Annotated in this window: 13 protein-coding genes; 8 read left to right on the top strand and 5 right to left on the bottom strand. The window is 44.6% G+C overall.

Annotated elements, in window-relative coordinates; all coding sequences use genetic code 11:
* Positions 1-52 precede the first annotated feature (52 nt).
* Complete coding sequence (locus NFI81_RS14220) at positions 53-328, top strand: 2TM domain-containing protein (protein ID WP_234611791.1); 276 nt, start codon at positions 53-55, stop codon at positions 326-328.
* 68 nt (positions 329-396) lie between these two features.
* Positions 397-897: a pyridoxamine 5'-phosphate oxidase family protein gene (locus NFI81_RS14215; protein ID WP_234611792.1), complete on the top strand. Its 501-nt coding sequence runs from the start codon at positions 397-399 to the stop codon at positions 895-897.
* An 80-nt stretch (positions 898-977) separates the two neighbouring features.
* On the opposite strand, the gene NFI81_RS14210 is transcribed toward NFI81_RS14215, so the two are convergent.
* Positions 978-1517, bottom strand: a complete 540-nt coding sequence (locus NFI81_RS14210) for a YciE/YciF ferroxidase family protein (protein WP_234611793.1) — start codon at positions 1515-1517, stop codon at positions 978-980.
* A gap of 255 nt (positions 1518-1772) precedes the next feature.
* On the opposite strand from NFI81_RS14210, the gene NFI81_RS14205 reads away from it, so the two are divergent.
* A complete protein-coding gene (locus tag NFI81_RS14205; RefSeq protein ID WP_234611794.1) occupies positions 1773-2696 on the top strand; it encodes an LEA type 2 family protein in 924 nt (307 codons plus the stop codon).
* Positions 2697-2749: 53 nt separating this feature from the next.
* Here the strand turns inward: NFI81_RS14205 and NFI81_RS14200 are convergent, their stop codons facing one another.
* The gene (locus NFI81_RS14200; RefSeq protein WP_234611795.1) at positions 2750-4699 is read right to left on the bottom strand and encodes a glycoside hydrolase family 127 protein; all 1950 of its coding nucleotides are present in this window, start codon (positions 4697-4699) and stop codon (positions 2750-2752) included.
* Between the two features lie 63 nt (positions 4700-4762).
* Positions 4763-6130: a sigma-54-dependent transcriptional regulator gene (locus NFI81_RS14195; protein WP_234611796.1), complete on the bottom strand. Its 1368-nt coding sequence runs from the start codon at positions 6128-6130 to the stop codon at positions 4763-4765.
* A 362-nt stretch (positions 6131-6492) separates the two neighbouring features.
* Here NFI81_RS14195 and NFI81_RS14190 point away from each other — a divergent pair, with 362 nt between their 5' ends.
* The 5 genes from NFI81_RS14190 (at position 6493) to NFI81_RS14170 (ending at position 14030) form a co-directional block, all read left to right on the top strand.
* Positions 6493-7740, top strand: coding sequence for an efflux RND transporter periplasmic adaptor subunit (locus tag NFI81_RS14190; protein ID WP_234614847.1), 1248 nt, complete (start codon positions 6493-6495; stop codon positions 7738-7740).
* A gap of 57 nt (positions 7741-7797) precedes the next feature.
* Positions 7798-8475 (top strand): ABC transporter ATP-binding protein, encoded by a 678-nt coding sequence (locus NFI81_RS14185; RefSeq protein WP_082213583.1) that lies wholly within the window; start codon positions 7798-7800, stop codon positions 8473-8475.
* Positions 8476-8506: 31 nt separating this feature from the next.
* The gene (locus NFI81_RS14180; RefSeq protein WP_234611797.1) at positions 8507-9106 is read left to right on the top strand and encodes a hypothetical protein; all 600 of its coding nucleotides are present in this window, start codon (positions 8507-8509) and stop codon (positions 9104-9106) included.
* Positions 9107-9128: 22 nt separating this feature from the next.
* A complete protein-coding gene (locus tag NFI81_RS14175; protein ID WP_234611798.1) occupies positions 9129-11549 on the top strand; it encodes an ABC transporter permease in 2421 nt (806 codons plus the stop codon).
* 120 nt (positions 11550-11669) lie between these two features.
* A complete protein-coding gene (locus NFI81_RS14170) occupies positions 11670-14030 on the top strand; it encodes an ABC transporter permease (RefSeq protein ID WP_234611799.1) in 2361 nt (786 codons plus the stop codon).
* Between the two features lie 21 nt (positions 14031-14051).
* Here NFI81_RS14170 and NFI81_RS14165 read toward each other — a convergent pair whose 3' ends face one another.
* Together NFI81_RS14165 and NFI81_RS14160 are read right to left on the bottom strand one after the other, a co-directional pair.
* Positions 14052-14453 carry a PIN domain-containing protein gene (locus NFI81_RS14165; protein WP_234611800.1) on the bottom strand — a complete coding sequence of 134 codons (402 nt, stop codon included), beginning with the start codon at positions 14451-14453 and terminating at the stop codon, positions 14052-14054.
* A complete protein-coding gene (locus tag NFI81_RS14160; protein WP_234611801.1) occupies positions 14446-14706 on the bottom strand; it encodes a hypothetical protein in 261 nt (86 codons plus the stop codon). The genes NFI81_RS14165 and NFI81_RS14160 overlap by 8 nt, the downstream gene beginning before the upstream one ends.
* Positions 14707-14724: the final 18 nt, after the last annotated feature.

Raw genomic sequence — 14724 nt, 5'->3', positions numbered from 1 at the left:
ACTGAAAAACAGTTTGTTAAAACATAACATTTCATTCTAAACCAATACCGCTATGGAAACGCCGCGTAATGAGTTTATCTGGAGAAAAGCGAAGAAAAGGGCATCATTTAAAGTTCATCTCAGCACTTATCTGGTTATTAATGCAGGTTTGTGGCTTCTGTGGGCTGTGACGGCTTTTCCGCACTTTGGCAATGATCATTTACCGTGGCCTATATTCCCAATGGTGGGATGGGGCATCGGCCTTGCAACCCATCTTATAGTCGCATATGGCAATTTGGACGAAAAGGGATTGGCGGAGCGGGAGTACGAAAAATTAATGCGCAGCTAATCCGACCTTGGAATAGTTGTTTTACGATCTCAGGTAAATAAGATCAGAGATTAAACAAAACAATTATTATGGAAAAGGACCTTCAAGATAAAGACGCAATAAAAAAACTGAAATCACTGGCTGAGGATATCCGGTTTTGTATGTACACGACTTATGCAAACGGAAGGATAGAATCGCGTCCTATGACCACACTGGAAATTGATGATGAAGGAAATGTCTGGTTTTTCACCAGTAGAAACACGGAAATCGGTGACAGCTCCAATCAGGGTGAGCCGGTAACATTAATTTATTCGGAACCGAAAGAAAATACCTACATCAGCGTTTCGGGTCATGCAGAGATTGTAGAAAGCGAAACCAAGAAAGAGGAATTGTGGAACCCTATGTCAAAAGCGTGGTTTCCGGAAGGAAAAGAAGATCCGAATCTGGTGGTTTTGAAAGTGACAACCGGGGAAGCCGCATACTGGGATGCAACGTCGTCCAAAATGGTGGTTTTCTTCTCCATGGTCAAAGCGGTCCTTACAGGCACCACGCCAGAAGGCGGCGATCATGGCAAATTGAATCTGGCCTGAAAAGTAAAATAGATGGTAAAAAGAAAGGGTTGGCCATATGGTCAACCCTTTCTTTTTTAATCTGATGATGAAGTGTAAGCTTATTCTGCGCTGGCTTCTTCGTTCACATATGTTTCAGCCAATTCTGTTAGCTTGTGGTCGGTTTCACCTTCCTGATCAAGCGTAATTTGCAGCATATCCGCCACTTCGCTGTAACCCAATGTTCTTGCAATGTTTCTCAATGTTCCGTAAGATGCGATTTCGTAATGTTCTACTTTCTGAGCAGCCATGATCAATCCGCAGTCACGAACCATTGTTCCTTTATCGGTGCTGCTGATAATTTCTTCGCCTTCTTCAATAAGACCTTCCATCGCAGCACATTTCTTAGCTTGTGCCTTTTCGCCTACAAGTCCAAAAATTTCTTCCAGTCTGGCTGCGTGTTCTTCGGTTTCTGTTGTATGTTTTTCAAAAGCCGCTTTCAGCTCTTCCGAAGTAGCACTTTTTGACATTTTCGTCAATGCTTTTGCCAGGTGTTTCTCTGCCCAGTAAATATCCTTCAGACCGTCAACAAAAAGTTCTTTCAGCTTCGCACTATCTGTTTCAGTGATTTGGTTTACTAATTTACTTTTGGTCGCTTTCATAATTGTAGTAGTTTGTTGTTCTTAATTGTGAAGGATTAAATCATCCTTATGAACCCGCCCTACTAAAAACCCGTACCAAAATGCTGTTGCCGTTCCAGGCGTCGCATTGCCGTTTTGGATGAAGATATAAGTACACATATACGTTCTCAAAATCCGTATTTGGGGAAGTTTTTAGTTTGAATTCACTGCCCGTAACAGGAACCGGAATGATTTTTGAACAGTGCTTCTATCCAGTTCATTATAACATTATACTTCATGCATATTAACCGGTCGCGCAAGATTGCGCTTGTCATCTTATTATTAGTAGCGGCCGCCGTCATAGGATGGTATTTTTTCAAAAAGTATAAAAATGAGCATGTAAACCCGGTATCGGGATTGAAGCCCCGGGTAGAGATGGGGATTGGGCAAATCAGCAACATTACTGACAGCACCATTGACCTTTCTCTTAAACTGTTGATTGATAACCCCCTTCCGGTTGGGGTGGATGTGGAACGTTTTGATTATTTCGTGAAGATGAACGGGGTGACTATTATTGAAGATGAATATGCCAAACCCTTAGCCATCAATCCGCGCGACAGCACATTGGTTACAATCCCAGCGCAATTGAAGATTGCCAAACTTGGAAAGGAAGGCGATGCGGAAGCTGCCGTAGGAGAGGATAGCGCAGACTATCATTTCGAAGGTCGTTTTCATTTGAAAAAGCCGATTTTAGGAAAAGATAGTATCGTGCTGGATATGGATAAAAGATTGCCTTTATACAGGTTACCAAAGGTTGAAATTGTCGATTATGATGTGACAAAGTTCCGCCTCGGTAAATCAGAGGTTGTGTTAAAATTGAAGTTTTCGAACCAAAATCCTTTTCCAGTTCAGTTTGAAAATCCCGCATACGCCGTGGATCTTGGTAAACAGGATCGGCTTGCAGAAGGAAGCGTGAAAGGTGTTACCAAGGTTAAAGGCAAAAGCAGCGAGATTTATGAAATTCCATTGGCTATTGATATGGGTAAAGTTTTGAAAGCGGCGGGCCAAATGGTGTCGAAAGGGAAGGAGCTTCCGTTCACATTGTATTTTAAAAGCAAGCTGGTTTCCGAAAATGAGATGTTCAAAAACAGCGACGTTAATGTCATCGTCAACGGAACATTGAAGGATTTGGAAACTGTACAAAAAAACCTTTCGAAGTAAGTGTTCAAAGTGAAACTCTCGAAAGGTCTTTTAGATATCAAATCTCGTTAATGTTACTGCGCCTTATTAAACCAGATCACCATTTCATTGGGTCCACGGTTTGCCCAGGCATAATAGGGGATCAGCGTAACATTGCCTGCCTCAGATTTTAATACATTAACTCCGCCTAACAAGCCCTGCTGATAGCTGGCGGCGAATGTTTGGTTTTCTGAAACAGGAATAGCCAATGCTTTACCGTTGTTGTCATGGCCTTCTGCGCAGTACAAAACAGGTCCGCGTTCAATGGCAATTTTATCCTTATTAGCAGTTATTTTTTCATTGGAGATAATCTTTCTTACCGGCATATCGAGCACCAGGTCAATCTGATCGCCTTTCTTCCAGTTCCTCGCCAGCTTAATGTAACCTTTTTCAATATTAGCCGGGATGTTTTTGCCATTCACACGCAATGTTACCGGTTTGGAATCTTTGTTAGCATAAGCATAAAGATTACCTGGAATCGCCTCGCCTGTCGCCCAACCCGGAATGCGGACCGACACCGTGAAATTCCCGGCTTTTTCAGGATCAACCAAAATTTTGACATTCCCGTCCCAAGGATAGTTGGTTTGCTGCGCCAGTTTTACCGCATTGTTATTGACTGAAATGGTTGCCTCGTTATCAGCGAATAAATTAACAATCAGTTCGTTGCCTTTTGTGGCGTAAATGTAAGCAGGCATGGAAGGCAGAAAACGCGACACATTGGTAGGACAGCAAGCTGTTCCAAACCAGGGTTGTCTTTCAGCACCGGTGCCTTTGTTGAAATCATTGACACCATTGGAAGCCATTGGATTTACATAAAAAAACTTGTCGCCTTTCACCGACATGCCACCCAGAAATCCATTGTAAAGCACCCGTTCGAACACATCCATATACTTGGATTCACCCGTATACAGGAACATTTTGTGATTCCAGAGCATATTGGCAATGGCCGCGCAGGTTTCGGCATAGGCATTGTCGTTCGGCAAAATGTATTCTTTATCAAAAGCTTCACCGTCTTCGCGGGCGCCTACGCCACCGGTTACATATTGTTTTTTCTCTGTTGCATCATCCCATATCGCGTGAACGGCGTGACTGTGTTCCGGCTCGTCTTCGATCGTGAGCATGTCCGCAACGGCCGTGTATAAATATTGCGCACGAACGGCATGACCAACCGCTTCTTTTTGTCTCACAAAAGGAACCTGGTCCTGAAAATAGGCAGGGCCCAATTTGTGCTCGTCCAGATACAATGCGCGCTTATCGGAGCGGCCGCGCATGTCGATGAAGAATTTGGAAAGATCCAGATATTCTTTTTTGCCCGTTGTCCGGTAAAGCTTGATCAACGCCAACTCAATTTCCTGATGACCAGGAACGACGACCAGTTGTCCCGGTTTTGTGCCAAAAGTTTTAACCAAGTGATCCGCATTCTTGGTGGCAACATCGAGCAATGTTTTCTTTCCGGTGGCTTCGTAATGGGCAATGGCCGCTTCATAAAGGTGCCCCACATTGTAGAGTTCATGGCTGCCGTTCTCAAAACCATAACGGTAAGGCCCGGCAATCCAGTCGTAGGAGCCGGTTGTGTCTTTATTAATGGTCCTGATTGTATATAAATAGCCGTCCGGCTCTTGTGCGGCTGCGAAAAGCGTAATGAGACTGTCCAGATAATGGTCTAGCTTGGGATCGTATTGATTTTGAAGCACATATGCCGCGCCTTCAACGACTTTGAAAACATCCGAATCATTGAAACGAACGCCTTCGAACTTCCCCTTTTTTAATCCGCCAGCCACTGCGAAGTTGTCTATCCGGCCCGATTCCTCGCATTGTTGCAATGCATGCGGAACCGTTACTTCACGCGCAGCTTCCACGCGAGTGTGCCAGAAACCCTGTTTCGTTTTTACATTTTTAAGTGGAACAGCAGTGATTTTGCCATTCTGTGCGAAGGACAATTGACAGCAAAGCAGCAGGGAGAGTAGCGAGAAATATTTGGTCATTATATGAATAAATTGATATTGAGCTAAGAAATTTTATTCGATATAACCCAAAAAACATGCCACTCACAGGCCATACTTCTCCATTCTCCTGTAAAGTGCTGCACGGCTCAGACCGAGTTCGCGGGCTGCGTCTGTAATATTTCCGTTAAAACGTTTCATCGCCTTCACGATCAGAGTCTTCTCCATATCTTCCAGATCGAAACCCGTTGCCGTGGTCGGTTGCCCGCCGGAGCTTTTCAGAAAAAGGTCGTCGGGTTGCAATGTTTTTTCCTGCGAAAGGATCACGGCGCGTTCAATGGCATGCTGCAGTTCGCGGATGTTGCCCGGCCAGTTATACTGCTGCATTTTCTTGATCAATGCGCTACTGATGTCGTTAACCGGGCGATTGTATTTCTTGCCGTATTGTTTGAGATAATATTCTGCCAGGGCGCTAATGTCCTCGGGACGCTCGCGCAAGGGTGGCAGATCCAGTTCAATGGTGTTGATCCTGTAAAGTAAATCCTGGCGGAAGGACTTTTCGGTCACCATTTTTTCAATGTTCATATTGGTAGCGCAAAGCAACCGAACGTCCAGGGCAATGGGTTTATTGGAACCCACGCGCGTCACGCGCCGCTCCTGAATAACGGTCAGCAACTTGGCTTGTAATCCAAGCGACAGGTTCCCGATTTCATCCAGAAAGATGGTCCCACCCTTGGCTTCTTCGAATCTTCCTGCACGGTCCTCCTTCGCATCCGTGAATGCACCCTTAACGTGGCCAAAAAGCTCGCTTTCGAACAAGCTTTCGCTCAGCGCGCCCAGATCCACGACCACAAAAGGCTTGTCTGCACGTTTTGAATGCTGATGTATATGCTTGGCTAACTGTGTTTTACCGGTTCCGTTTTCTCCCAGGATCAACACGTTGGCATCTGTGGCCGCAACGCGTTCCGCCGTCGCCAGCACTTGTTTCATGGATTCGCTGGAAGCCACAATGGATTCGCCGGTTGACTTGCCTTTTTTGCCGTCGTCCTTGCTTTTCTCTTCCACTACGGCCGGTATTTTATCATTGCCCCCTTCAATAGCAACCGCTATTGTGGCAAGCAATTTATCATTCTCCCAAGGTTTCAGCACAAAATCCGTCGCACCCGCTTTAATGGCCCGGATCGCCATTTCAATGTCTCCATAGGCCGTGATCATAATCACTTTTGAAGCAGGTTTAATGTCGAGAATGCGGTCCAGCCAATGGAAACCTTCACGGCCGCTATTTACATCGCGGGTAAAGTTCATGTCCAGCAGGATGAGGTTATAATCACCGTTGGTTACGAGGAATGGCAGTTTTTGCGGATTCTTTTCAATGTCGACTGTTTTGGCGTGGCGTTTCAAAAGGAGTTTGGCCGCACTTAGTACGTCGACATCGTCATCGATGATCAGGATTTTTGCTTCAGAGAGTTGCATGGCTGGTTTTTGGGGTTGCTAAGGGCTAAATCCCTTTATTGGCAATTGTTTGGTAAGATAGCAGATGCAATTTGAAATTTAATTTTATAACAAGCTAAAAAGTCACTATTTTACCCTTATAAGCCTCAAAAATGCTTGTCCGCACCCGAACAAAATTGTCCGTTATCGGACATTTCAAACGGTTTTAAATAAGCTTAAAACGCTGATATTAAGGTTTTTGCATGGCAATGTCTTCTTTGGCATAGGGATTGGATAGAATAGATCAAAGTTTAACAGCGAATCCAATCACCAACAATATAATGGAAGTCAAAACACCTAACTCATCCAGCACCAATAACAACGGTTTCACCGGGGGCTCGACAATGGACAAACTTAAACCAAAGAAATTCTGGACCACACAACGCATTGGTATAATCGCGGGAAGCACATTACTGGTCGCATTTTTAGTATATCAATTCTTCTTCGCAGATAAACGCAGCAAACTGAATGTTGAACAAGATAAGCTGACGGTTTCCACAGTCAAACAAGGCAAATTCGACGAATTTATCGTGGTAACCGGCGTCGTGCAGCCATTGAAAACCATCCAGCTGGATGCGATCGTAGGTGGATATGTGACAGAGAAACTGATTGAAGGTGGTAACATGGTAAAACAAGGCGATGTGCTTTTGAGACTGGAAAACCAAAACCTGAAACTGAGCTTCCTGCAATCTGAAACCGAGGCTAGCCGACTGGTGAATGATCTTCAAAATACGCGTCAGAGCTTGCGTATTGCACGATTTAACCTGCAAAAGACATTGAGCGAACTGGATTTCCAGATTGATCAGGCGAAAGATGCGCATGATCGTAACACCAAACTATATAAGGATAAGGTCATTCCCGATGCGGACTATTTGAAAACCAAAAGGGAATTTGAAAGACTTTCGAAGCAACGCGATATTGAGGTTGAATCTCAGAAATACCAGGAAGAAAACTCTAAAATGCAGATCACGCAGCTGGAAGGAACATTGGCCAGCACGCAAAAGAACGTGAATCTTTGGAGACAAACACTTGAAAACCTTTCGGTTAAGGCGCCTGTTTCAGGCTTGCTTTCTTCTATGAACGTGGAAGTTGGATCCAACATTAACCAGGGTCAGAATATCGGACAAATTGATGATTTGAATGGTTTCAAAATGCGTGTAAGCGTAGACGAACATTACATTTCAAGGATTTTTGCAGGACTGCAGGGTTCCATGGAATTCAATGGAAAGGATTATGGATTGAAAATCATCAAGATATATCCGGAGGTTTTGAGCGGGAGATTCGAGGTGGATATGCAGTTTGACAAAGGCGCTCCTGAATTGATCAAAAGAGGGCAATCAGCGCCGATCCGTCTGCAATTGGGACAGCCTTCTCAGGCAACATTGCTTCCAGTGGGTGGATTCTTCTCTGAAACCGGCGGAAACTGGGTATATGTGGTGGGCGACGATGGCAAACGTGCTTCAAAACGCAAGATCACATTGGGCCGTAAAAACCCTGAGTATTTTGAAGTTCTGGAAGGGTTGCAGCCAGGTGAAAAAGTAATCACCAGCTCGTACGAGAACTTCGGGGACAATGAAGTGCTTGAATTTTAAGATACAAACAAACTCTATTAGTAAGCAATTTATCAATCCATAGCCAAAGAAAACCCAATGATTAAAATTAACAACCTTCATAAGATCTTCTCTACTGAGGAAGTAGAAACCACTGCCCTGAACGGCATTGACATGGATGTAAAAGACGGCGAGTTTGTCGCTATCATGGGACCATCCGGTTGTGGCAAATCAACTTTGTTGAACATCCTCGGTCTATTGGACAACCCTAGTGAAGGCTCTTACGAATTCTACGGCACGGAAGTGGCCAAAATGTCGGAAAGACAGCGTGCACAGATCCGTAAAGGCAACATTGGATTTGTATTCCAAAGTTTCAACCTGATCGACGAACTGACTGTTTATGAGAACGTTGAACTTCCATTGTTATACCTGAAAACACCTCCTGCCGAACGAAAAGAGAAAGTAGAAGCTGCGCTTACCCGCATGAACATGATGCACCGCCGCAATCACTTTCCACAGCAACTTTCCGGGGGACAGCAGCAGCGGACAGCCATTGCACGGGCCGTTGTAGCAACACCAAAAACGATACTTGCGGATGAGCCTACAGGTAACCTCGACTCCAAAAACGGAGAAGAAGTAATGAACCTGCTAAGCCAGCTTAATGCAGCCGGAACCACCATTCTGATGGTAACGCACTCGCCCTACGACGCAGGTTTCGCGCATCGCATTGTCAACCTTTTTGACGGAAAGATCGTGACAGAAAAAGTGCACGTTTAGCGTACCCAGTGCCTAACTACCAAATCTGACCATGAAAAAACTCCTTACCATTTTACTTGCCGGTGTCAGCACGCTGGCGATTGCCCAGAAGAAAAATCATCTGAGCAGAAGCATTGACGATGATGGAAAAACATTATCCATTCGCGTGACGGGCACGATCGACGGAAAAGGAGTTGATTTTGAAAGGTCATTTGATGTAGAAGAACTCACGAAAGAGGAGCGTATGGCACTGCGGGACAAAGTTCTGGACTCCATTGAGGCAGGCAACATGGACCTGCCCGCCCCGCCTGAACCCAAATCTCCGTCCAAACCCACACCTCCGGCTCCTCCGGCACCCTTAGAGCCGATGGAACCGGTTATTTATTCTTCCAATGACGCCAAGGCGCACATTTGGGTTTCGGACAATAATAATGAGAAAACCTCCACCATCCCTGGCGAAAATGGTTATACCAAACAAGTAAGATACAACCCGGAATCCGGCGAGCTTTTTCTAAGATACCGTTTCAACAAGCAGAATGAAGAATTCATTTACGAGAAGACTGTGAATGCTTCGGAAAAGTCGGAGGAAGATCGCCAGGACATTATTGATGATTTTGAAATAGAAATAGAGCTGCCGGGAACAGGCGTTTGACACCACATCCTTTCAACATTACGTGCTGCAAAATTACATCAAGATCGCCTGGCGGAACCTGCGTAAACATAAGTTTTACTCGTTCCTGAACATTTTCGGCCTTGCATTGGGACTGGCGAGCTGTTTGCTGATTACGCTATATGTCGTGGATGAGCTTAGTTATGATAAATCGTTCGACCATGCAGAGCGGATTTACCGGGTCAATTCCGATATACGCTTCGGTGGGGCTGATATGAAGCTTGCAGTGGCACCGGATCCACTGGCTTTCATAATGAAAAAAGATTATCCGCAGCTCGAAGCTGCAACCCGGTTGAGAGATAAAGGAAGCTTTCTCGTTCGCCGGACCAATTCTGTTAATAATTTGAAAGAAGATCAGGTGGTGTTTGCAGATTCAACTTTTTTTGAAGTTTTTTCTCAGCCACTCCTTGCGGGTAATGTGAGCAATGTGCTTTCTCAGCCTAATACAATGGTCATTTCTGAACGGGATGCTGTAAAGTATTTTGGAAAAGAAAATCCGGTGGGAAAATCACTTGTATTGGACGATAAAGAGACTTACACGGTCACGGGCGTCATGCGAAATATGCCTGCGCATTCGCATTTCAGTAATCTAAACATGCTCATTTCGATGAGTTCACTTAGCGAGAGCAGGGAAGATAATTGGGGCAGCCACAATTTCAATACCTATTTCTTGCTAAGGAAAGGCACGGATCCACAAAAGTTTGAAAAGAATTTCGACACAATCATCAAAAATTATACCGGCAAATGGGTGCAGAAGATCATGGGCGCATCGCTGGATCAGATACTTAAATCGGGCAGCTACATTCACTACACATTGATCCCGTTAACAGATATCCATTTAAAATCGGAACGGCAAGCTGAGATAAGCGCCAACGGAAATATTCAGTATGTCTACATTTTTGCGGTAGTCGCTATTTTTTTATTGGTAATCGCTTGTGTGAATTTCATGAACCTGGCCACCGCCAGATCTTCAAACAGGGCAAAGGAAGTAGGCGTACGGAAAGCACTGGGCTCCGAAAGATCCTCCTTAATAAGCCAGTTTCTCACCGAGGCAGTATTGTTAAGCTTTATTGCATTGAGTTTAGCTTTAATTATCGCTTATTTAACATTGCCCATATTCAATAATCTGGCGAATAAGGAAATAGAGTTTCCGTTTGGAAGCGTCTGGTTCTGGGGCATTTGTATTTTCACCGGAGCATTTGTTGGTGTTTTGGCTGGAAGTTACCCGGCTTTCTTCCTTTCCGCGTTCAAGCCGCTTAAAGTGCTTAAAAACGCGGTTGCGACCGAAGGGAAGGGCGGCTATCTCCGCAACTCACTCGTGGTATTTCAGTTCATGATTTCCGTCATGCTGATTGTTGGCACCGGCGTTATTTTCAGGCAACTGAATTATATCCAGACCAAAACGCTTGGCTTTGATAAAGATAAGGTGCTGATCATTAATGATGCTTATGTGCTTGACAAGCAGGTAAATGCATTTAAAAATGAAATCCTCCAACTTCCCGATGTGCAAAATGGCACGATAACCAGCTATCTGCCAACACCGTCTTCCAGAAGCGACCACACTTTTTTCCCTGTTGGACAAATGCAGCAGGATAAGGCCATTAATATGCAGTTCTGGTCTGTTGACAATGATTTTGTAAGCACGCTGGACCTTAAAATGAAAAGTGGCCGTGCTTTTAACAAAGACTTCCCCTCTGATTCCACAGGAATTATCATTAACGAATCTGCCGCCAAGATTCTAGGTTATGCAGATCCTGTTGGTAAAAAAATATTTTCTCAAAATGAGAAAGACAAAAAAGACTATACGATCATCGGTGTTGTCAAAAACTTTCACTTCGAATCGCTTCGTAAAAATATCGGTGCATTAAGTCTTATACTTCACCCAAGCTCCGAAACAATGGCCGTTCGGTTAAAAGGCAATGATGTTGTTCAAACTATAAAGCAAATAGAGCGGGTATGGAAAAGCATGGCGCCCGGACAGCCCTTTAGTTACCGGTTTATGGACGAGGATTTCGACAACGTATACAGAAGTGAGCAACGTGTAGGCCAGATCTTCATCACCTTTGCTATTATATCGATCATTATTGGGTGCCTTGGCTTATTTGGACTGTCTGCGTACACAGCCGAGCGCAGAACCAAAGAAATCGGGGTTCGAAAAGTTCTCGGCGCAAGTGTGTCTAATATAGTTGGATTGCTTTCCAGAGATTTCATCAAGCTCGTCTTGCTAGCAATCTTAATTGGAAGTCCGATTGCCTGGTATGGCATGAACACGTGGTTGAGCGAATTTGCTTATCATATTGACATGACCTGGTGGATGTTTGCAGGCGCAGGCGTGCTGGCCATTTTAATCGCCTTATTGACCGTAAGCTTCCAAAGTATCAAAGCCGCACTGATGAACCCGGTGAAAAGCCTGCGCAGCGAGTAGGGGGCAGTTGTTGGCTTTCAGTCATCCACTTTCCGCCTTCGCGAATTGATTGGATTACGGTTGAAACAAGATTTTTTTAGCAATCCATAGCCGACGGCCGACAGCCGATTACCACTCGTTATGCTCAAAAATTATCTTAAAATCGCCTGGCGCAACTTGTTGAAAAACAAGACATTCAGCCTCATCAATATTCTTGGTCTTGCCTTGGGAATGGCTTGCAGCCTGCTCATTATGTTGTGGGTGCAGGATGAGATCAAGATGGACCGGTTTCACAAAAATGACACCCGGATCTTCTCCGTTATGGAGAACCAGTTTTACTCGGGGGTGATCAACACATTTGCCGCTACCCCAGGGATCCTGGCCGATCACATCGTAAAAGACATTCCCGAGATTGAAATGGCCAGCCAATGGCTTTGGGAGGAAGCGCCCGTGCTGGCAGTCGGAAACAATTTCGACAACGAGAAGGGCCGCTACGTACAAGGCGATTTTCTTAGCATTTTCTCGTTTGATCTCAGCCAGGGCAACCCAAAAACAGCATTAAAGCGCCCCGACGGAATTGTAATTTCACAAAAGCTCGCAGATAAATATTTCAAAGGGCAGGATCCGATGGGAAAAACCATTCGGGTTGATAATAAGGACGATGTGATCGTAACCGGCGTTTTAAAGGAAATTCCTTCCTATTCGTCCCTCAAGTTCGATTTTCTTATGAGTTACGATCGTTGGATTAAGGGCAACGACTGGGCAAAAGAATGGGGAAACAATGGCCCGCGCTGCATAGTTTTGCTCGACAAGAATGCTGATATCAACAAGGTAAACGCCAAAATCAGGGGTTATCTGAAAACTAAAAACAAGGACAGCAACATTGATCTGTTCCTTGTCAATTACGGCCAGTCCTATCTTTATTCTAAATGGGATTCGGGTAAACAAAATGGCGGCAGAATAGAATATGTGCGTCTGTTTACCATTGTGGCCATTTTTATCCTGGTTATCGCCTGCATAAATTTCATGAACCTCGCGACTGCACGGTCGGTAAAGCGGGCGAAGGAAGTGGGTTTGCGCAAAGTGGTTGGCGCTTACAAATCCAGTTTGGTTGGTCAATTTATGGGCGAGTCAATTCTTATCACATTGCTTGCGCTAGCCTTTGCCCTTATTTTAGTGGCCGTGCTGCTTCCTTCATTCAATACATTAACCGAGAAGCAGTTATCGCTCAATTTCTTCAATCCTACATTGCTGCTTCTGCTCTTGGTTTTAACAACCATTACAGGCGTTTTTGCCGGAAGTTATCCGGCTTTGTTCATGTCCTCATTGAACCCTGTTGTTGTGCTTAAAGGTGCTTTGAAATTCAAGCCGAGCGCTGCTTATTTCCGGCAGGGACTGGTGGTTTTTCAGTTTGGCCTGTCCATTCTATTGATCCTTTCCATGATCGTGGTTTATCGCCAGATTGAATTTATCCAAAACAAAAATCTCGGTTTCAACAGAAGCAACCTTTTGTATATCAGTGATATAGAGAAAGGAATGCCGAAGAGCTTTGCCTCATTCAAACAGGTTTTAGAAGGTGAGCCGGGCATTAAGGCAGTAACGGTTTCGCAGGCTAGTCCAATGGATTTTGGGAGTTCTACAATGGGCGTAATCTGGCCGGGTAAAGACACCACGCAACGCATGCTTTTCAATGTGAATCCGGTAGGCTTTGATTTTGTAAAAACAATGGGAATCAAGTTGTTGGATGGCAGGGATTTCAATCCACAGTTCGGCACGGACACATCCAATTATCTTATCAATGAAGCGGCAGCCCGGAAAATCGGTTATAAAGATCCGGTAGGGAAGGAGCTGACCATGTGGCGCAAAAAGGGCAGGATTATCGGGCTAATGAAAGACTTTCACATTGGCTCGCTGCACGTCGCTATTGAGCCGCTCATAATAAATCTGCAATCTAAAAAGGAAAACTGGGGCGCGGCGCTGATCCTGACGGAAGCTGGTAAAACGAAGCAGGCCATAGCAAGCATTGAGAAGGTTTACAAGCAATATAACCCTGGATTTCCATTCAAATATCGTTTCGCCGACGAAGAGTTTGGCAATTTATACAAGGCCGAAACGGTCGTAAGCAAACTTTCCAATTACTTTGCCTTCCTCGCGATTTTCATCTCCTGCCTGGGGTTGTTTGGGCTTGCAGCTTTCACGGCAGAGCAGCGAACGAAGGAAATCGGTGTCAGAAAAGTGCTCGGCGCGAGTGTGACAAACCTGGTTGGCATGCTGTCCATGGATTTTGTAAAATTGGTTGCCATTGCTGCATTAATTGTATTCCCGATAGCAGGCTACTTCCTCCAAAGCTGGCTTGAGAAATATGCTTATCGGATCGAAATGGAATGGTGGTATTTTATGGTAGCCGGCATTGCGGCACTACTGATCGCTTTATTCACAGTAAGTTTCCAGGCCATAAAAGCAGCGCTAATGAATCCTGTGAAGTCCTTGCGGGGGGAGTAGGAGAGGGGCGTTCGGAGTTAATTATATAAACGGATTGACGATGGTAAGTTTATTCTCAATCAGCTGGTTATGTTGCAAATCTTCTGAATATAGAATGCTGCAATTAGCTTCCAATGCAGAAGCGATGATTATGCTGTCGAACATTTGGAAATCGTGCTTCCTGAGCAGTAGCAAAGCCTTTTCCATGGTTTTCACATTTAGCGGAATAATGTCACAAAACGCCAGCAGTTTGACACACTTTTCAAGAACTTCAAGCTTGGGTAGTTTTTGCAGCCGCTTAGTTACATTTAAATATTCTGATATCACTTGCGCACTTATTGCAGGTCTAACGGCTAGCAGTAATTCACTGATATGTCGTTTTTTTTCATCGGAAAAATCATACAGGTATATTAAGATGTTCGTATCCAAAGCAACTTTACTCATCGTAATTATTCGCTTCGTCACGGTCAAATTTAAAATTGCTCAAATCGACAAGAGAGTCTTTGTAGATTTCGCGGATCTGCTCAATTTTTTGTTCTCGCTCCTTGCTCTCAATATCAACATCTTGAACGCAATTTTCAATTTCAAAAGCAATTACTTCAACCTGTTTGCCGATCATTTCGTCCGGCAGGTTGAGTGTGTAAGAGTTACCGGTCGGCACTATGATTTCCCTGATCAATTCCATAGCTAAATGCATTTGCGTATTACCAAAGTT

The sequence above is a fragment of the Dyadobacter fanqingshengii genome, assembly GCF_023822005.2.
Classification (GTDB): domain Bacteria; phylum Bacteroidota; class Bacteroidia; order Cytophagales; family Spirosomataceae; genus Dyadobacter; species Dyadobacter fanqingshengii.
The sequence above is the reverse complement of the archived record's forward strand: the minus strand, read 5'-3'. Positions and strand labels throughout refer to the sequence as shown.